The organism is Vibrio alfacsensis (assembly GCF_019670485.1).
GTDB classification, from domain to species: Bacteria; Pseudomonadota; Gammaproteobacteria; order Enterobacterales; family Vibrionaceae; genus Vibrio; species Vibrio alfacsensis.
The window spans coordinates 205,107-221,959 of the sequence record NZ_AP024166.1; the positions used below are offsets into that span (position 1 = coordinate 205,107).

General features: G+C 44.2%; 19 protein-coding genes. 3 read left to right on the plus strand and 16 right to left on the minus strand.

What is annotated here, in order from left to right:
* Window positions 1-5 precede the first annotated feature (5 nt).
* From VA249_RS15620 to VA249_RS15695, 16 genes are all read right to left on the minus strand, one after another.
* Window positions 6-509, minus strand: a complete 504-nt coding sequence (locus VA249_RS15620; protein WP_221071411.1) for a flagellar basal body-associated FliL family protein — start codon at window positions 507-509, stop codon at window positions 6-8.
* A 22-nt stretch (window positions 510-531) separates the two neighbouring features.
* A complete protein-coding gene (locus VA249_RS24125) occupies window positions 532-1,572 on the minus strand; it encodes a flagellar hook-length control protein FliK (RefSeq protein WP_225927140.1) in 1,041 nt (346 codons plus the stop codon).
* An 18-nt stretch (window positions 1,573-1,590) separates the two neighbouring features.
* Window positions 1,591-1,905, minus strand: coding sequence for a hypothetical protein (locus VA249_RS15630; protein WP_221071413.1), 315 nt, complete (start codon window positions 1,903-1,905; stop codon window positions 1,591-1,593).
* Window positions 1,889-2,275, minus strand: coding sequence for a flagellar export chaperone FliS (gene fliS / locus VA249_RS15635; protein WP_128812583.1), 387 nt, complete (start codon window positions 2,273-2,275; stop codon window positions 1,889-1,891). The genes VA249_RS15630 and fliS overlap by 17 nt, the downstream gene beginning before the upstream one ends.
* Before the next feature lie 13 nt (window positions 2,276-2,288).
* The gene (gene fliD / locus VA249_RS15640; protein WP_221071415.1) at window positions 2,289-3,641 is read right to left on the minus strand and encodes a flagellar filament capping protein FliD; all 1,353 of its coding nucleotides are present in this window, start codon (window positions 3,639-3,641) and stop codon (window positions 2,289-2,291) included.
* A gap of 285 nt (window positions 3,642-3,926) precedes the next feature.
* Complete coding sequence (locus tag VA249_RS15645) at window positions 3,927-4,181, minus strand: hypothetical protein (RefSeq protein WP_221071417.1); 255 nt, start codon at window positions 4,179-4,181, stop codon at window positions 3,927-3,929.
* Complete coding sequence (locus tag VA249_RS15650) at window positions 4,171-5,496, minus strand: 6-hydroxymethylpterin diphosphokinase MptE-like protein (protein ID WP_225927141.1); 1,326 nt, start codon at window positions 5,494-5,496, stop codon at window positions 4,171-4,173. The genes VA249_RS15645 and VA249_RS15650 overlap by 11 nt, the downstream gene beginning before the upstream one ends.
* A gap of 59 nt (window positions 5,497-5,555) precedes the next feature.
* Entirely contained in the window at window positions 5,556-6,422 is an 867-nt protein-coding gene (gene lafA, locus VA249_RS15655; protein ID WP_221071419.1) for a lateral flagellin LafA, read from the minus strand.
* A 262-nt stretch (window positions 6,423-6,684) separates the two neighbouring features.
* The gene (locus VA249_RS15660; RefSeq protein WP_225927142.1) at window positions 6,685-7,482 is read right to left on the minus strand and encodes a diguanylate phosphodiesterase; all 798 of its coding nucleotides are present in this window, start codon (window positions 7,480-7,482) and stop codon (window positions 6,685-6,687) included.
* Window positions 7,475-9,565: a flagellar biosynthesis protein FlhA gene (gene flhA / locus VA249_RS15665; RefSeq protein WP_221071421.1), complete on the minus strand. Its 2,091-nt coding sequence runs from the start codon at window positions 9,563-9,565 to the stop codon at window positions 7,475-7,477. Before flhA ends, VA249_RS15660 begins: the two co-directional genes overlap by 8 nt.
* A gap of 31 nt (window positions 9,566-9,596) precedes the next feature.
* On the minus strand, window positions 9,597-10,724 hold the full coding sequence (gene flhB / locus VA249_RS15670; protein WP_221071423.1) for a flagellar biosynthesis protein FlhB: 1,128 nt from the start codon (window positions 10,722-10,724) through the stop codon (window positions 9,597-9,599).
* Window positions 10,721-11,497 carry a flagellar biosynthetic protein FliR gene (fliR, locus tag VA249_RS15675; protein WP_211917941.1) on the minus strand — a complete coding sequence of 259 codons (777 nt, stop codon included), beginning with the start codon at window positions 11,495-11,497 and terminating at the stop codon, window positions 10,721-10,723. The genes flhB and fliR overlap by 4 nt, the downstream gene beginning before the upstream one ends.
* The gene (gene fliQ / locus VA249_RS15680) at window positions 11,497-11,766 is read right to left on the minus strand and encodes a flagellar biosynthesis protein FliQ (RefSeq protein WP_128812590.1); all 270 of its coding nucleotides are present in this window, start codon (window positions 11,764-11,766) and stop codon (window positions 11,497-11,499) included. Before fliQ ends, fliR begins: the two co-directional genes overlap by 1 nt.
* A gap of 12 nt (window positions 11,767-11,778) precedes the next feature.
* Window positions 11,779-12,504 (minus strand): flagellar type III secretion system pore protein FliP, encoded by a 726-nt coding sequence (fliP, locus tag VA249_RS15685; RefSeq protein WP_164837325.1) that lies wholly within the window; start codon window positions 12,502-12,504, stop codon window positions 11,779-11,781.
* A gap of 66 nt (window positions 12,505-12,570) precedes the next feature.
* Window positions 12,571-12,939: a flagellar motor switch protein FliN gene (gene fliN / locus VA249_RS15690; protein ID WP_128812592.1), complete on the minus strand. Its 369-nt coding sequence runs from the start codon at window positions 12,937-12,939 to the stop codon at window positions 12,571-12,573.
* Window positions 12,936-13,754, minus strand: coding sequence for a FliM/FliN family flagellar motor switch protein (locus tag VA249_RS15695; protein ID WP_128812593.1), 819 nt, complete (start codon window positions 13,752-13,754; stop codon window positions 12,936-12,938). Before VA249_RS15695 ends, fliN begins: the two co-directional genes overlap by 4 nt.
* 372 nt (window positions 13,755-14,126) lie before the next feature.
* Here VA249_RS15695 and VA249_RS15700 point away from each other — a divergent pair, with 372 nt between their 5' ends.
* Genes VA249_RS15700 through fliE form a run of 3 tightly spaced genes read left to right on the plus strand, consistent with a single transcriptional unit; the run spans window position 14,127 to window position 16,850 of the window.
* Window positions 14,127-15,149, plus strand: a complete 1,023-nt coding sequence (locus VA249_RS15700) for a MotY family protein (protein ID WP_221071425.1) — start codon at window positions 14,127-14,129, stop codon at window positions 15,147-15,149.
* A complete protein-coding gene (locus tag VA249_RS15705) occupies window positions 15,149-16,480 on the plus strand; it encodes a sigma-54-dependent transcriptional regulator (protein ID WP_221072186.1) in 1,332 nt (443 codons plus the stop codon). Before VA249_RS15700 ends, VA249_RS15705 begins: the two co-directional genes overlap by 1 nt.
* Before the next feature lie 13 nt (window positions 16,481-16,493).
* On the plus strand, window positions 16,494-16,850 hold the full coding sequence (fliE, locus tag VA249_RS15710) for a flagellar hook-basal body complex protein FliE (RefSeq protein ID WP_221071427.1): 357 nt from the start codon (window positions 16,494-16,496) through the stop codon (window positions 16,848-16,850).
* Window positions 16,851-16,853 lie beyond the last annotated feature (3 nt).

The window sequence follows — 16,853 nt, forward strand, 5'->3', positions numbered from 1 at the left end:
CTCCGTTATTGCACGACATATTTGGTGAGTAAAACATCGTCAATATCATGAACGATATCCGTCTCGGAAAATGCCAAAAGCAGAGTGTCTTTCACTTCGTTTTGAAGCGCATCAATGGCCCCGGTTTGCTGCAACTCATCAAATGTTTTATTACTAAATAGTTTGAGTAATGAGTTTTGGACGACAGGCATATAGTTGTCTAATTGTTGAATGCGCTCAGGTCTGCGAGTTTCGATGGCAAGTTCTAGCATCACGAAATGAGTTTGCCTTTTTCCTTTGACTGTCAACACAATTTTATCCAAAGGGTGGAAACTTGGGTGTTCGTTCTTTGCGTCCTCTTTGCTCAAAAAATTGAAAGATAGGTTGTCGAGTAGGGAGTTTGAGCTACTAGGTGATGTTTGTGTATTTTTGTTAAGATACCAAATACCGCCTGTGACGGTGGCGGCCGAGACGAGGGCACTGGTGATGATCATAGTGGTAAATAGCGCGATCATGTTTTTTTTGGTCATAACCTTTTTTCCTCGATGTGCATTAAGCTTGAGTATTTAGCCAATGCTCTGAATAGCTTGGTGTATTAGATTGAAGTGAATGGACTTCTTTGGCAGAAAAGATATTTGTATCTTCTTCGTATTGCTCTTGTTGTTGAGACCGTTGACCTTGTTCAGAGCCGACGTTCACATCAACGTGAACAAAGTTTTGTTCTTGTAGTTCGGCGCGAAGACGTTCAGATACCTGCATGAGTGCTTCACGAGTTGCTGCGGTGTTGGCATTGATTTGCACACTCAGACGATCGCCCTCAACACGGACTAAAACGTCTAACTTCCCGAGATCGGGTGGGTCAAGACGAATTTTGGCTTCCTGTACATTTTGTTGAGCTTGGAGTGTCACACGGTCATGAAGCACCTGCATCATTTGTTCGCCCCATTTAGCCGCCGAAGTGTCTACTCGAATAGGGGCCCATTCAGGCTTGGCTGCTGTGGAAGACTCTGTCGGGGAAGACAAGTGTTGAGCCACCTCACTTACCATCGATTGCATGGTTGGAGCTTGCGTCGTTACAAGTTGAATCGCGGCAGGCGTCTGGTTTGGCTGAGTGTGAGCCGATGTTGCTTCTATTCCGACCATAGTGCTTGGAGACACTGAACTCGATGTGAAAGTGCCGCTGAATGCTGCCGATTCGAGAGAGGTAGTACTAGGGATTTGCGTGGCCATAGAGGATGACAAATCTCGACCAATACGATGTTCATTGTGCAGCGCTGTTGAACTGCCGAACGACGCTGCGTGTTGAGAGGACAACATATCGAGCGTTGTATCTTTGGATATATCCGTGCTGACTTGCGTGAGCGTGTGAGTTAATGCCATTGACGAAGATGAATCTATCGCTTTCTCGCCTTGAGCGCTTTGCTGTTCAGTGCTGGCAGGCTCAGCGTGCTCAAATGATGGCGTAAGGGGAGCAAAGACACTCTGCAAATTAAATGATTCCGTCGTGTTCTGCTGATTAAATCCATTGGCGGCAGTTACGGAACTTTTCTGTGCCGATGCTTCGCCACACGCTAAGCCGGATGGCTGTTTCATTGCATTTACTAGCATCTGTTAGTACTCCATCGTCATGGCAAGTTGGTAAGCTTGAGCTCGTTCTTGTTCTGATTGCATGTTTTCTAACTTCTTTTCTAGCTCACAGGCCGCTTTTTTTAAGGCACAAAAAGCCTTACGGTGAACAAGTTTGAGCTGTTCAATATCGGGACGAAGTGCTCGTTCAGTGAGACAGTTAGGATGGCTCCTCAAGATATTTCCCATGGTCATATCAAGTTGTTTAAGCGCATCCCAATTTTGCTGCTCGGTCGCTTGTTCGATGCAATTTGTCAACCGCTTAAGGAGAGCGGATGTGACTTTAGGCGAGCTTTCCAAAACCTACCCATCCTTCTCGAATGTTGCCCATAACGCGTTCAACGTTAGTGAGTTTGTCTAAATCGTTGTGTACGCTAGCGTTAAACAGTTCTAGTTGGCAAAAGTCATAGAGTTGATGCAAGTTTTCGGCAATCTCACCGCCGTTTTCCATATCTAGCGCACTGTCTAAGCCCACTAAGATATTCATGCATTTATTGATGCTTGCCCCTTTTTGCGCCAGTCGTCCTGCACTCATGTGGCCGCGGGCACGTTCCACTTCATTAAGCAGTCCGTCTATCAGCATCACTACAAGTTGGTGTGGTGATGCAGCCGCAGCCTGAGCATTCAAATCGACTTGTTGGTACGAATCGTACCCAGAATCTAAAAACATATAAGTTTATCTCCTAGCCAAATAACGACATGTTTGAGTTCATTTGAGTAATAACGGCGTTCATTTGCGTAAACTGTGCAAGATATCGGTTGTAAGACATGCTGTATTTACGATCGAGTTGATCCATTTTGTCGTCAATTCGGCTGACATTGTTCTCTAATGTCTCTTTCTTAGTCGATAACATGCCGCTGCCCGTTTGGATGTAAGGTTCCATGACCTTTTCCATCGAGTCGAGTAAGCCTCCGTCACCGTTAAATAATTGCTCTAATGCGGCGCCACCATTTTTTTGTGCTTCAGCGAACTTTTTGTCATCCAATGCTAACTTTCCGTCGCTGTTCATACTCAGTCCAACAGTGTATAAACTGGTGCCACTAAACTCGGTTCGAATCATGTTCGAAAGTTGGCTTTTAATTGAACGCATGGTTGAATCACTTGCAAGAGCACCTCGTTTTTGGTCTTCCCCCCCAATAGCCATATGTTCGTTAATGGTCGACATGACATTGTTAAAGGCATCGACAAATTTCGTAATTTGTTCTTTGGTTGCTTCGCTGTCTGGACCTACAGCCATACTAATTGGTGCGTCGTCGACGGTTTGCGCTTTGGTTACTGTGATATCAACACCCTCAATCACACCTTCAAACGTGTTGCTTGCGTTAGTCAGTTTTAAGCCCGTATCTTTTGCACCTAGCCAGATAATCGCGTCTTTAGGTTCTGAGATGGTGTTTAGATTTGCGCCAAATGCGTTAGAGAACCAATCGTCTGTGCCTGCAGTGGTGCCAGTTACTTCAACCGCAACCTTGTTCGCTTCGCCGGTCTCTGCAGAGGCAAACATCAGGTGTGTTTCACCGTTAGAGCGAACCAGTGTTGCATTCACGCCGGGGTTGTTCTTGTCATTGTTAATGGTATTAACCAGTTCGGACATGGTTGCTTTACCATCACCGTCGATATCGACGGTGGAAAGATCGACAATTAACTCTTCACCGTTCACGGTGAATTTCATTTCGCCAGTGGTTGGAATTTCCGTATCAGCAGCGATTGAAGTACCAGAAAAGTTAGCCGATGCTTGGTGGTTAGTTGCCACTTGTTCAACAAAAATTTGGTAGTTCCCACCAATAGCGTTAGCGTCAACACTGGCACTAAAGAACCCATCTTCTGAAGTGCTTGCTGAGTTGCTAATAACACTGTTACCAAATCCACTCATGCTCGTGATAACACTTCTAAATTCACGCATTGCAGATTCAACTTTACCAATCGCGCCAATTTGCGCTTGGTACTTATCCGCTTGCAATTGATAGCGATCCTGAAAAGGCTGCACTTCGTAAGTGGCTAGCGATGTAGCCATAGTGATTGGATCGATCGAACTCATTTCTCGTTTCCTAAAATTGATGAACCCGTGCAATGATTACAATTAGCAAAAAGCGATCCATTATTTTTATCTAATTAAAACAATGGTTTGAGTGTTGTTTTGCTTTTTATAAGGAAGAAAATGTTCCATGTGGTGCTTCCTTACTTCCTTAGGGAATCTTTGCTTATACACAATGTTAAAGGCGACCAAATTGTGGAAATAATTAACTGGGAAAGTGATGAATATGAAGTGCGCCCCATGCTTGCTTGGCATGAGGCATGAGGCATGAGGCATGAGTAGATGCGATTAATGTGCAGTATTAAGGATAGGCACAATTTCATAGCGTAGAATGTCAGCAATTTGCGTGAAATCGTCATTTTTGCGTGCTTCACCGACACGACTGAGCACTTCGAGAACAAAGTGTTTCTGCGTATCGACCTCAAACAGTTTAGCGATTAACAAAGAGCATTGAGTCAGCAAAATATCGCCAGTTATGTGGTCACCATAGGAATAAACGAGCGATGCTTTTAAAAAAAGCGCCTCTAATGGACTAGTTTGCATGTTGTTCTCCAATCAATTCATCAAGATAGGATGCGCCAAGTATCTTGGCCCCCATTCGACTCATGTTGTAAAAGCGAGTGTTAGGAGCAGAACTGATGAGATTCTCTACACCAGTGGCAAACATACGGTACGTTGGTGAGGTTTTGATCATTTCTCCGTAACCATTTTCCGTGATGGCTGTCATGGTTGAATTGTGATTGTTTACATCGTTATCCATTGCGGCATGGATAATTTCACCAGGGAAGCCAAAGTCACAACCAATTAAGCGAATGTTTTTTGCTCCTTGAATTATCGTTGTATGAATTAATGGATGGATAACAGAGCCATACACATAAGGACGGAAAGCCGTTGGTAACTCGTTGTTGATACGATCATAAGTATGGTCAGCTAAATGCAAATAATATTTTTCACCGTGCCATTGCGAAAAGTGCCCCATTGGCAAACGACTCGAGCCGATGAGAATCGTATTTTTTGCAATCTCAAATGGTATGTGAGTGTCGCTAATTCTTCCATCGATGGCATACACCACATCAGGTTTAATCCCGTTCTCTAATAGACACTTACACGCGGTAGCTGCCGCGATAAAGTGGGGACGTGATTTTTGGTGATAAATGGTTTTGAGTTCTTCAATGTGATGAGAAAGTGAAGGTCCTGCACCGATACAAATGGCTTCTTTGATTTTGTATTGAATAAACGTATCAATTGATGGCATACGTTTCAATTGCGGCAGGTTTTCAGTCTCGCGTTGCAAAAATGCGTCATCATTGTCGAGTTGGTTGCGATGCACGTGTTGCATGGTCAGGGTATTCTCCATACGGAAAAATAACCATTGATGGGAGTGTTTAGATATAAACTTATCACCATTTAAAATGATGCAACCACAGTCAGTTAAGCCACGTAATTGTCGTGTAACATTTTCTGAGTGCTCGCTCACACAGTGAAGTGTCACGCGCGAATCGCTGAGCCAAGCATGAGGAACTAGGGAAAGGAGTAATTTGGTCAGTTCAAGATTGTACAGGTAAACATGGATGGATTGGCACTCTTTATCCTGTATCAGTAATGATTGCACATTACCCATCCCGATGCCCCAAATATGGTAATCATTGCCGGATGTGAGACTGCGATACTGAAACGCCTCTTCCAGAGGATCGTAAGCACTAGACAGTTGTACACCATTCACTTTGAGCGTGATGGTCTTTTTTTCAACGATTTCGAATTCGAGTTCGTCAAAGCTGGCTTGTTCTAATGCGCCAGCAACCGTTGGCCAGCGCTTACTAATGATATCAAGGTGTTGTTGGTAAATGGGAGTCATCATGTACTGCTCATAAAATAAAAAAACCCCACCGCAATGATGGGGTTGTTGAACTCTCTAGATTAACCTAGTAGAGACATTGCCATGCCAGACATCTGCTTAGTTTGGTTTAGCATTGATGTTCCTGCTTGCATCAGCATTTGGTTTTTGGTCATGCTTGCCGACTCTACCGCGAAGTCAGCATCCATGATGCGGCCTTTCGCTGCCGATGTGTTCTCAGACATGTTGCCTAGATTCGTAATAGTGTGCTCTAGACGGTTGATGTTCGCACCTAAATCAGAACGAGCAGTACCGATTAAGCCTAGAAGACCAGCGTTACCACCTGTGCCAGTAAGTGCAGTTAGTGCGTCTGCTGCACCGCCAGTTGCAGTTAGGCTACCAAAACCGCCAGTTGCTGCAAGCGCAGTATTGATTGCGTTAACTGCCGTAGAAACGTTCATAGCCAGTTGATCGCCAGCGTTTGTACCAATTTGAATGTTCACTGCACCAGCAGCAAATGAGCCAGTGCCCGAATTCAGCAATGTTTGACCACCGAAGCTAGTTGACTCCATGATGTTTGTTAGTTCTGCGCTTAGTGCTTGGAACTCTTTATCCATTGCTGCTACGTCTGTCGCAGATGCGGTGTCGTTAGATGCTTGCAGTGCAAGGTCTTTCATGCGGTAAGTGATGTTAGTCATCTCATCCATTGCGCCTTCAGCCGTTTGCGCCATTGAGATGCCGTCTTGTGCGTTACGCATCGCAACAGACATACCACGCGTTTGTGCTTCTAGACGGTTTGCGATCTGTAGGCCTGCTGCGTCATCTGCTGCAGAGTTGATGCGGAAACCTGTACTAAGACGCTCCATCGCAGTGTTCATCAGGTTGCTTGTTTTGTTTAGCGTGTTTTGAGTGACAAGCTGTGTGTAGTTAGTGTGCATTGATAAAGCCATCTTAGGACTCCTTGGTAATTTAAGTAACTAGGCTATGGGTTTCCCCTTCACACTAACTAGAGGCGGTCATTCAAGTTTGATGATTAATCTAAAATTTAAAAAATTGCCCTAAATAGTCAGAATTGCTTCAATTTAGTGAGGTTCATTCCAAAAGTTTAGGTTTTAGCTCGTAACTCTTAATTCTTAACTCATAACTCTTCTCAGGGATAAATCGGCGTGAATTGACAACAAGGCAAGCCAAGATTCGCGTCAATTGGATGGGCTATTCTTCTTCGAATGACTTAAAAGAGAGTGACGTGGGGATATCACTGAAATATCCAAAGTAATGACTTGCACCTAATAATCGATAGCGATTTAACTCGGTTTGACTTGCAACCCGCCCTGCAACCCAAGCATAACGATGATTGCGCAAAAAGCGAGCAAGGGGTAATAGGCTTTGCTGTTGCTGCTTATCTTCTATGGTTGCTGAGAGCTTGAGCATATCTGGCTCGAACTTGGTGATGTGCTTAAAGTGTACCTGAGTGGTGGAGAGCTCAAACCACAAAGCATACGCATTCTCTTTCAATTGTTTGGTTAAGGAAAGAACGCGCTCATGTAAGCACAGAATCTCATCTCCTTGGAGAGAAGGGATGACATGCTGAAAGCTACTTGAATGGAATTGCATCATTTGTTTAAGAAGATGTGAGCCAGCAGGCCAAAGCAGTGCTTCGACATGAACAGGAACCACGACATTACTGATCAAATTCGGATGAAATGCTTCCAATTGAAATTGTGTTTGACGCAAAGCTAAATACAAACTGAATAGATCTAAGCAGTATTGCATGTGTGTCGATAGAGTAAATTGATACACACTTTGCTCACCACGAGCACCAAATCGCAAGGTGAGGTGCTGAAACTCCACCTCTCCTGTTTTGACTTCGCGAATGGCTTGGCAAGCGTGTTTGATATCGTTGTGCTTTAGTGCATTAAAGACAAGTTCATCATCGTCTGTTTCGATGTGGTCTTGTGCAAGATCGCATATATATTTGTACATTGCTTGCGTAGAGATCAAATTAGCCAAGGTTGCCTACCACGTTGATTTGTTTGTTTTCTGGGATTTCATTGTAAGACAACACGGCCAATCCTTGTGTAAAGGTGCGTGCGTATCGAGCCAATAGCGGGCGCAGTTGCGGCATCACCAACAAGATGGGAGGCAACCCTTGCTGTTTTAATTGTTGGCGAATGAGTGGCAAGTTTTGCTGAAATTGCCCAAGGATATTCGGTTCGATAGGAAAGCTATCTAACATGACCGCGCCAGATGCTTGTGCTTGTTGGAGAGAGGTCATCAACATTTGTTCAAGCTCATCTGATAGGGCGTAGACGTTCAGTTCGCTCTTTTGCCCTGCAATCAGATTGACTAAGGTGCGCTTTAAAGCACAGCGAATGTCTGCAGCTAATAAGATTGGGTCTTTGGTGTTCTCCGAAGATTCCAGCATGGTATTCGCGATGGTACGAATGTCTTTTAACGGAACTTGGTCTAACAATAATTGACGGTATACCTTGAGCTGTTGTGCTGGCGTTAATGCCGATGTTAATGCCTCTGACAATTTGGGCGCTTGTTGCGTCAGACGTTGATTCATCGCTTCTACATCGTCATGAGTAAACAGTTCTGCGAGATTCGTTTTCATGATTTTACTGATGTGCGTAGCGATCACGGTACCGTCGTCTACCACTTGGTAGCCCATATTGAGTGCTTTGGCTTTTTCAGTGTGTTCGATCCATACTGCAGGAAGTTGGTAGGCAGGATCACTTCCTAGAATGCCATCAATTTCGCCATAAGTTTCACCGACCGCAATGGCCATGAGACGATCGGGCTCAATAAAGCCTTGCTCTATGATCTCTCCGTTTAGGGAGATAGTGTATTGATTGGGTTTGAGGCTTAGATTGTCACGAATGCGTACTTCAGGCAGTAAAAAACCGACTTGTTCAGATAGGTTACGACGAACTCCTCGAATGCGTTGTGCTAATGGTGCGCCTTGGTCTTTATTGACCAGATGTACTAAGCGGTAACCGAGTGCGAGCGATAAGGTATGCACATGTGGAATGTCATCCCAAGTCAGTGGGGCTTCTTCTTCCTGCATAGCATGAGACAAGATTTCAACTTGCTCGATTTGAGTGTCTTGCGTTGGCGCTTTATGTTGGCGCCAACCTGCAAACCCTAATGCTGCTGCGAATGTAAAAAAGGCGAGGTGTGGCATGCCTGGAACCATGCCAATCACCGCCATAATCACGGCGACAGTAAACAGAGTGGCAGGCGTAGCCAATAACTGTTTGCGCATCGTCTCTGACATGCCGTTATCGCTGTCATTAATACGAGTCACAATAATCGCGGCAGCGGTTGCCAATAGTAATGATGGGATTTGTGCGACAAGGCCATCACCAATGGTCAAAAGAGCATAAGTTTTGAAAGCTTCTGAAGCTGGCAATCCGTGCTCAAATATACCAATGCTGACACCACCGATGATGTTGATAAAAAGGATCAACAATCCGGCAATAGCATCGCCCCTTACAAACTTTGAAGCACCGTCCATTGAACCGTGAAAATCCGCTTCATTGGCGACTTCTTTACGGCGAATACGTGCTGTTTCTTGGTCGATGAGACCCGCGTTAAGATCGGCGTCTATCGCCATTTGCTTACCAGGGAGTGCATCTAAGGTGAAACGTGCAGAAACCTCGGAAATACGCTCGCCACCTTTTGTGATCACGACAAAGTTAATGATCATCAAGATGACAAAGACCACCATACCAACGACGTAGTTTCCCCCGATCACTACCTCACCGAATGCTTGAATCACTTTACCTGCGGCATCTCCGCCATTATGTCCCTCAAGTAAAACAATTCGGGTTGATGCCACGTTCAGTGTTAAACGAAGCAGCGTGGCAATCAGCAGAATCGTTGGGAAAATTGAAAAGTCTAATGGGCGTTTAGCCGTCGTGCTCACTAGCAGCACTAAAATGGCAAGTACAATGTTGAATGTAAACAAAGCATCCAGCAGTAATGGTGGCAATGGTAGGATGACCATGGCCAATACCATTAGCAATACGATCGGAATGCCAAGATAGCCTTTTGTGGAGGTTTGAAGTTGCTTTAACCGGGTAAACATACTCTCGAATCCTTGGATAAACGCGGGTTAATCAGTGCTGCAAATGCTTTGGAATAGAAAAATGAGGCAAAGGCGTAGGCTTATTCCCACTGCCTTTACGGAATGCTTTCAATTGCAAAACGTAAGTAAGAATGTGTGCGACCGCGATGTATAGCTGGCTAGGAATAGCTTGCTCTATCGCTGTGGTGTAATAAATGGAGCGAGTCAAAGGTGGCAGGTTAATGATCTCGACCTTGTTCTCACGCGCAATACGCTGGATATGCATTGCTGTTTCATCAACGCCTTTTGCGACCACAAAGGGGGCATCAGAAAGCGATGGGTCATACTTTAGGGCAACAGCATAGTGAGTCGGGTTAGTGATCACAACGTCCGCAGATGGCACCATCTTATCAATTTTTCGACGGGCAAATTGTTGCTGAATTTGGCGAATTCTTTGCTTCACTTCTGGACGTCCTTCGTTGTTTTTGAACTCTTCTTTCAGTTCTTGCTTGGTCATTCTTAGCTCTTTTAAGTGCTCCCAATTTTGGTAAGGGATATCGATCGCACCAAACACCAGCAAGGCAACGCCCATGAGAAGAACGCCTTCGAAAAGAATGGACATCACCATGATAAAGCCTTGGCTCAAAGAGAGTTGCTGCATGCCTAGAAGCGACTGTAAGTTATTGTCTAGATAAGCATACAAAATGGCGAAGATGACGGTCACTTTCACCGTTGATTTGACCAACTCCGCAACAGAGCGTGTCGAGAAAATACGTTTAATGCCGCTAAGCGGATTTAACTTGTTCAACTTTGGTAGAACATTGGCGGGACGGAACATCCACCCTCCGAGTATCATGCTGCTCGCAGATGCACCAATAATGATGACGGCAAACAGTGGCAATAGCATTTCTATGATGATGCCCAGGCTGTTACCGACCTGTTCTATCATCTGCAGTGGGTTTTCTAGGTCCGCTTTGGTGAGGGCCATGTTATAGCGAAAAATGCCGGAGATTTGCTCCCACATCGTGTCGAATTGGGCTTGAAAATAAAGCACTACGGCGAGAAAAATAACCGCTGCAGTAAACTCTTTCGCACGCGGTATTTGCCCTTCTTGACGTGCTTTTCTGACTTTCTGAGGAGAGGCTTTTTCGGTTTTGTCCTGTGACGATTGATCGCTCATGCTCCCCCCAACATAAAGTTGTTCAGGTGGCGAATGGTGTCATGGACTAGGTTTGTATAGCCACTTGGGACACCAGAAATAGAGATAAGCACACTAAAGAGACCAAGCAACATGGTCATAGGAAAACCCAAAGCATATACGTTCAACGAAGGTGCTGCTCGGTTCATAACACCAAAGCTGATATTCGCCAGTAGCATTGAGACAATAGCAGGCAGTGCTAAAGCCAGCGATGAAGCAAACATCCAACCGAAGATATTGATCACCCCTTGCAAAGACATCGATGTGATCCCTGACCCAACAGGCCATACGACAAAGCTTTGAATGACAATATCGATAACGAGCAAATGCCCCTCTAATGCTAGGAAAAGCAGCGTAGAAAAAATCAGGAACATACGCCCCAAGATGGCAACCGAAAGACCATTAACAGGGTCATTCATCATGGCCATACCTAAGCCCATTTGCAGTGATACCGTTTGTCCTAACATACTAAAAACATGGAATAGCATGTGAAGAATCAAACCAAACATGAGTCCCCAAATGGCTTGTTCAAAAGCAAGAAACAGTGACGTTAAAGAGAACAACTCGACCGCTGGCATCGTCGGCATGAGTGGGGCAGTAATCACGACAATAGCCAGTGCAAGTAGGCTACGGACCCAAACAGGAATCAGTGCATCGCCAAAAAATGGCATGGAAATAAAAACAGCGCCCACTCGAAAAAATGGCCACCATAGTTGGCCAAGAATAGCGGAGAGCTCTGCAAATGTGATGGCCATTAACCGATCATCCCTGGAATGGCGTGGAATAGGTAATCAAATAGTTCCATGATCTTGCGTAGCATCCAGTGCCCCGCAAAAATGACCATGAGTAGAGTCACCAGCAAGCGAGGAAGAAAACTCAGGGTCTGCTCGTTAATTTGTGTCGCGGCTTGAAAAACCGCAATTGCTAAACCAACAACCAGACCGGGTAAGACCAACACGGCGACCATGAGGATGATCATCCATACCGCATCAGAAAAAAGCGTAACGGTCAGTTCGGGTGTCATGATGAACTCCTGTTAACCAAAGCTGGCAGAAAGAGTGCCAACCGTCATCGCCCAGCCGTCGACCAAAACAAATATAACGAGTTTAAACGGTAGGGAGATGATCAGAGGCGAGAGCATCATCATACCCATTGCCATCAAGACACTCGCGACGACTAAATCGATGATCAGAAAAGGAATAAATAACATGAACCCGATTTGAAACGCGGTTTTTAATTCACTGATGACAAATGCAGGAAGGACTATCGCAAAAGAAATATCTTCTACATTTTGGTCAAGTGGTTCATTAGCAATCCTCAGCATTTGTTCTAATGAACTTTGATGAGTTTGCGCCAACATGAAGTTTCGAACAGGTTTTTCTGCTACAGAAAATGCCTGCATCAATGTAATTTCACCGTTGTCATAGGGCTGGAAAGCGTTCTCATAGATATCGGTCCAAACCGGGCGCATGATGAGTAGCGTTAACGCCAGTGCAATACCGACTAAAACACGGTTTGGCGGGCTCTGCTGTAAACCAAGTGCCTGACGCAATATGGCTAATACTACGATGATACGAGTGAAGCTGGTGGCCATCAAAATGAACGCGGGAAGAAAACCAAGCGCCGTCATAAGAAGTAAGATTTGCAGTTTGACACTGTATTCTTGTTGACTGCTGCCGTCAGTCACAGACAAAATAGTTAAACCGTTTTCTGATGCTACGCTAGGAAACGCAAATAGAAATAACGCTAGGCTAAACAGCATTAATGGCCCGCTGATAAAACGTGGCGTTACAGATGCGAAAAATTTCATTGTGATGCCCATCAAGGTCTATCTACCTACACCACTCAATGCAGAATCAAGAACATCAATCAAACGAAGACCGTATTTGTCATTGATGACGACCACTTCGGCATGACCCATTAGCGATCCGTTGACTTTCACATCGAGAGGCTCGCCGTTGAGCTTATCAAGTTCAATCACCGAGCCTTCACCTGCTTTCATTAAGTCTCCGAGAGCGATCTCTTTACTTGCCACTTCCAACGTCACCGTGACAGGAATGCTTTTAAAAAAGCTGAGATCTCGTTCAACAGATGCCTGTGTTTGGAATGAAGATTCGGTTGAGAAGTCTTCTAATTGAAAGTCATCAAAGTTTAAATCATCGGCATCGAATGCCGTTGGTTGTTGGGCTTCGCTCATCGTTGCGATTCCTTATCTGAATTAATAATCAAAACTAATTGGCCGTCTTGGTCTGCAACCCGACCGGTAAACAAAGATTGGTTTCCAATACTGATAGGAACGGTATTGAGAAGATCAATGGGTAAAATGTCGTTGGCTTTTAGGTCAATTACGTCACTTAGAGCCATTTGCTTTTTACTGAGAACAGCATTGACTCGAACAGGGGTTGATTCCAACGAACGACAAAAAGGCTGGTACAGATCCACATCAGTTTGAAGCTCAAGCTGCTCAATCAGTGTTTGAATGAAAAGACTATCGAGTTTGATGTGAAAAGTACCTTGGAAGTCATCAAATGAGATCGAAAGTTCTGCGTGCAGTCCAATACCTTGAGGGGTCTCGTACTCACATGCGCACCACATGTCCTTTGGAGCAAGCCAGTTGGTAATAATTTGCCCGACTCTTTCTTGTAAGCGAAGATCGCTCGCACTCAATTTGGTCGACGAGCGCTCCATACTGGCACCATAGAAGCGATCTGCAAGTTTGATAAGTACACGAGCATCACCATGGAGAAACACTTTGCCTTGTTCTAAATGTTGATATGTGGAAGTGAATTCTTTGTCCATCAAATTTGGTTCGAACCGATGAAGGTCAACAGAATGTAATTTTGCTTCAATCTTGTTGGTGCTTAACCAATTTTGCAGCTCGTTGCTAAGGTAAATACAAGATTCTGAAATCAAACTTTCGAGTCTTTCACGAATGATATGAATAGGTTTGCCTAATAATTCAACATCAAGTGTTTTGATGTCGTAAATAGGCTCTTTGACTCTGCTTTCCATTTATATTTTACCGTGCTCTAACAATCGAAGTTGTTTAACTTAATGGCTCGTAGTCTACACAGAGTTCTTTAATAACCTTTAGTTTCAACTTTAAATAATGTGACTTTAGTTCATATGTTGATTTATCAATAGGTCGATGCTCTTTTCATGAAAAATAAAAAGAGTTAGCTTTGCGGCATAAACTAGAAAATAAAAATTAGCTCAAATGTTAAACTTGACCATAAAAGTGATTGTATTATGGTCAATTTTCAATTTGGTGCGATGTAATCCTTATTTGGTCAGCATTTTATTCAGAAATGGTTGAAAAGTAGACAAATAATCATTTTTGTTCATTTAGTGGCCTGAAATGTTTTTTTTGAACAGGGAATCGATATGATTAACTATGCCTTTTACCGTATGACAATGGCATATTTGATTAAGCGCTCTAAGTCAGGGTTATGTAAAAAATACTTAATTGATTGTCACGCTAGATTAACGAAAGTATTTGTTTGTTTTATTTTTTTTACATGCTCTAAATTATCTATGGCAAATGAGCTTGTCACCATTCCTATGGATCTTTCCACTTGGGAATATAAGTCTAACCATCTTGAGTGTAATTTATTCCATATGGAAACTTCCTATGGGAAGTTTTATTTCCGCGCTGAGCCAAGTGAAAAAATTTCTTTTGTTGCGGATGTTCAATATGACGATAACAAATGGAATAGAGCTTCACTTCAAAGCCAAAGTGCACCATGGAACAACGTCGTCGCGACCAAGCACTACGATTCACAACAGCTTTCTCGTTTGGAACAGCGGTTCGAATTCCAATCAGGCATAGATGCCCTTTTAGATGATGTTTCATCGGGCAGTTGGGTTACAGTGTCACTAAGTGGAAGCGTTCCTTCCTCTCTTGCCGGTATCACATTGCCCACTATAAAAACGCAATCAGCGCTGTCTGAGTTCAACGCTTGTCGAGAGCGTTTACCTAAGCTGTCTTTTTTTCAAGCTCGTGACGTGGTCATTCCATTTCAGTTTGGGCAAAAAAGGCTAGATGCTTCTCATATGGCAACGTTAGGAGCGTTATACAGTTATGTTTCTGTGGATCCTCGGGTAACAAAAATTCTGATTGATGGCCATACAGATAATGTGGGCTCGGATGTCTCCAACTTGGTTGTTTCTCGTCAGCGAGCAGAACAAGTTAAACAGGTCCTTATTCGTAAAGGTGTCGATGAGCAAATGATCGAAGTGAGGGGGCATGGTGCCCGTTATCCGATTGCCAGTAATGATACCAACGAGGGACAGGCTCGAAATCGTCGCGTGACGATTAGGCTTGTGAGAGATGACGAACGCATCGTCGCTAAATTGAATAACGAAATGAAACAAGACATACAGCAAAACAAGGCTAAGGTTCAATGATGACAAAAACGGATATTTTGCTGGTAGAGCCAAATGAAAATCTTGCTCGACCAGTTCTGGATGTGTTGGAAAGTGCAGGCTATTGCGCTCGACACTCTCGCACTGGGAGAACGGCTTTGCTCGGAGAAAGTGCAAGCATTACGTTAGTCAGTTCGACCTTACCTGATATGGGGGTCCGTGAATTTGTTGCCTGTCATCAGAAGAAAATCAATTCAGGGATCGTCATTGCTATTGTGGATCAAGATCAGGGCATTCTTGCCGCTGAGACAATGAAATCAGGCGCGACGGATTATCTGTTACGTCCATTTGAGTCAAACCAATTATTGAATTTACTTAAGCGTGTTGAAGCATTAGGTAAGCCTCTCGCCAATATAGTGGCAGAGTCATGGCGCAGCAAACAAGTGCTTCAGCTTGCTCATCGTGCAGCATGCACGAGTGCGAGTGTGTTGATTACAGGGGAATCAGGAACTGGTAAAGAAGTATTAGCTCGCTATGTACATGAGCACTCGTCTCGCCTCAATGGCCCTTTTATTGCTGTGAACTGCGCGGCAATCCCTGAATCCATGCTCGAAGCGGTATTATTTGGTCACGTTAAAGGCGCGTTTACCGGCGCTACGGGTTCACAAAGCGGTAAATTTGAAGAGGCAAATGGTGGCACGATTTTACTTGATGAAATTGGTGAAATGTCTCCAGCGGTGCAAGCTAAGTTGCTGCGAGTATTGCAAGAGCGCGAAGTCGAGCGTGTTGGTAGCCACAAAGCCATTCAATTAGATATTCGAGTGATTGCAGCAACAAACAAAGACTTACGAGAAGAAGTCCAGAAAGGTCTGTTCCGTGAAGATCTTTATTACCGTCTTGATGTTCTGCCGCTTCATTGGCCTCCGTTACGTGAACGTAAAGAAGACATTCTGCCTATCAGTCATTTCTTTATTGAAAAATATCAAGAAAGCAGCCGATGCCGACTGTCTCAAGATGCGATTTCCGCTCTTAGTCAATACCACTGGCCAGGGAATATTCGAGAGTTAGAAAATGTGATTCAACGCGCTCTCGTCATGCGACATGGTGATTACATCACTGCACAAGACTTGATGCTTCCTGTTGAAATGTCATCTCCGGTTACCGAACCTGAATTTGCCTCAAGCTTTAATCATGTAGAAGCGAAGAAACAAGCGGAATTTCAATTTGTGTTAGATAAGTTACGTCAGTTTGGTGGCAATCGGACTAAAACAGCAAACGCCTTAGGGGTCTCGACCCGAGCATTACGCTATAAACTTGCAGCCATGCGTGAGCACGGTATCGACTTACAGTTGGCACTAGGCTCAGCTGCCTAAAAGGAGAATATGAATGAACAATCAACCTATAAATGCAGCTTCAGCAGAGCAACTCATGCTATCGAAAATGGAGGCAATACGAACGCAAACTCAGTTGCCAGACTTTGTCGTGAGTCCAAATCCTATTGACAGCCAATCTTTGAATGCACCGTTGTCTTTTTCTCAAGCGATGACCAGTGTTTTGGATACGGTTAACCAGCACCAATCTATTGCAAGCCAAAAAATGACGGCGGTAGAGACAGGAAAAAGTGATGATTTGGTTGGCGCAATGGTGGCTAGCCAAAAGGCCAGTCTCTCTTTTAATGCTTTGATGCAGGTGCGCAATAAAGTCGTTAGTTCTTTTGAAGATATTATGAAGATGCCGGTGTAACCC

What these genes read in the sequence shown, in the direction of transcription:
- flhA (WP_221071421.1), bottom strand. Translation starts at nt 9,565, where the DNA reads ATGTTTACCCGGTTAAAGCAACTTCAAACCTCCACAAAAGGCTATCTT.
- VA249_RS15645 (WP_221071417.1), bottom strand. Translation starts at nt 4,181, where the DNA reads ATGCAAACTAGTCCATTAGAGGCGCTTTTTTTAAAAGCATCGCTCGTT.
- VA249_RS15695 (WP_128812593.1), bottom strand. Translation starts at nt 13,754, where the DNA reads ATGGAAAGCAGAGTCAAAGAGCCTATTTACGACATCAAAACACTTGAT.
- fliP (WP_164837325.1), bottom strand. Translation starts at nt 12,504, where the DNA reads ATGCTGTTTAGCCTAGCGTTATTTCTATTTGCGTTTCCTAGCGTAGCA.
- fliD (WP_221071415.1), bottom strand. Translation starts at nt 3,641, where the DNA reads ATGAGTTCGATCGATCCAATCACTATGGCTACATCGCTAGCCACTTAC.
- fliN (WP_128812592.1), bottom strand. Translation starts at nt 12,939, where the DNA reads ATGAGCGAAGCCCAACAACCAACGGCATTCGATGCCGATGATTTAAAC.
- fliQ (WP_128812590.1), bottom strand. Translation starts at nt 11,766, where the DNA reads ATGACACCCGAACTGACCGTTACGCTTTTTTCTGATGCGGTATGGATG.
- fliE (WP_221071427.1), top strand. Translation starts at nt 16,494, where the DNA reads ATGAACAATCAACCTATAAATGCAGCTTCAGCAGAGCAACTCATGCTA.
- fliS (WP_128812583.1), bottom strand. Translation starts at nt 2,275, where the DNA reads ATGTTTTTAGATTCTGGGTACGATTCGTACCAACAAGTCGATTTGAAT.
- fliR (WP_211917941.1), bottom strand. Translation starts at nt 11,497, where the DNA reads ATGGCCATCACATTTGCAGAGCTCTCCGCTATTCTTGGCCAACTATGG.
- VA249_RS15620 (WP_221071411.1), bottom strand. Translation starts at nt 509, where the DNA reads ATGACCAAAAAAAACATGATCGCGCTATTTACCACTATGATCATCACC.
- VA249_RS15705 (WP_221072186.1), top strand. Translation starts at nt 15,149, where the DNA reads ATGACAAAAACGGATATTTTGCTGGTAGAGCCAAATGAAAATCTTGCT.
- flhB (WP_221071423.1), bottom strand. Translation starts at nt 10,724, where the DNA reads ATGAGCGATCAATCGTCACAGGACAAAACCGAAAAAGCCTCTCCTCAG.
- VA249_RS24125 (WP_225927140.1), bottom strand. Translation starts at nt 1,572, where the DNA reads ATGAAACAGCCATCCGGCTTAGCGTGTGGCGAAGCATCGGCACAGAAA.
- VA249_RS15650 (WP_225927141.1), bottom strand. Translation starts at nt 5,496, where the DNA reads ATGATGACTCCCATTTACCAACAACACCTTGATATCATTAGTAAGCGC.
- VA249_RS15700 (WP_221071425.1), top strand. Translation starts at nt 14,127, where the DNA reads ATGATTAACTATGCCTTTTACCGTATGACAATGGCATATTTGATTAAG.
- lafA (WP_221071419.1), bottom strand. Translation starts at nt 6,422, where the DNA reads ATGGCTTTATCAATGCACACTAACTACACACAGCTTGTCACTCAAAAC.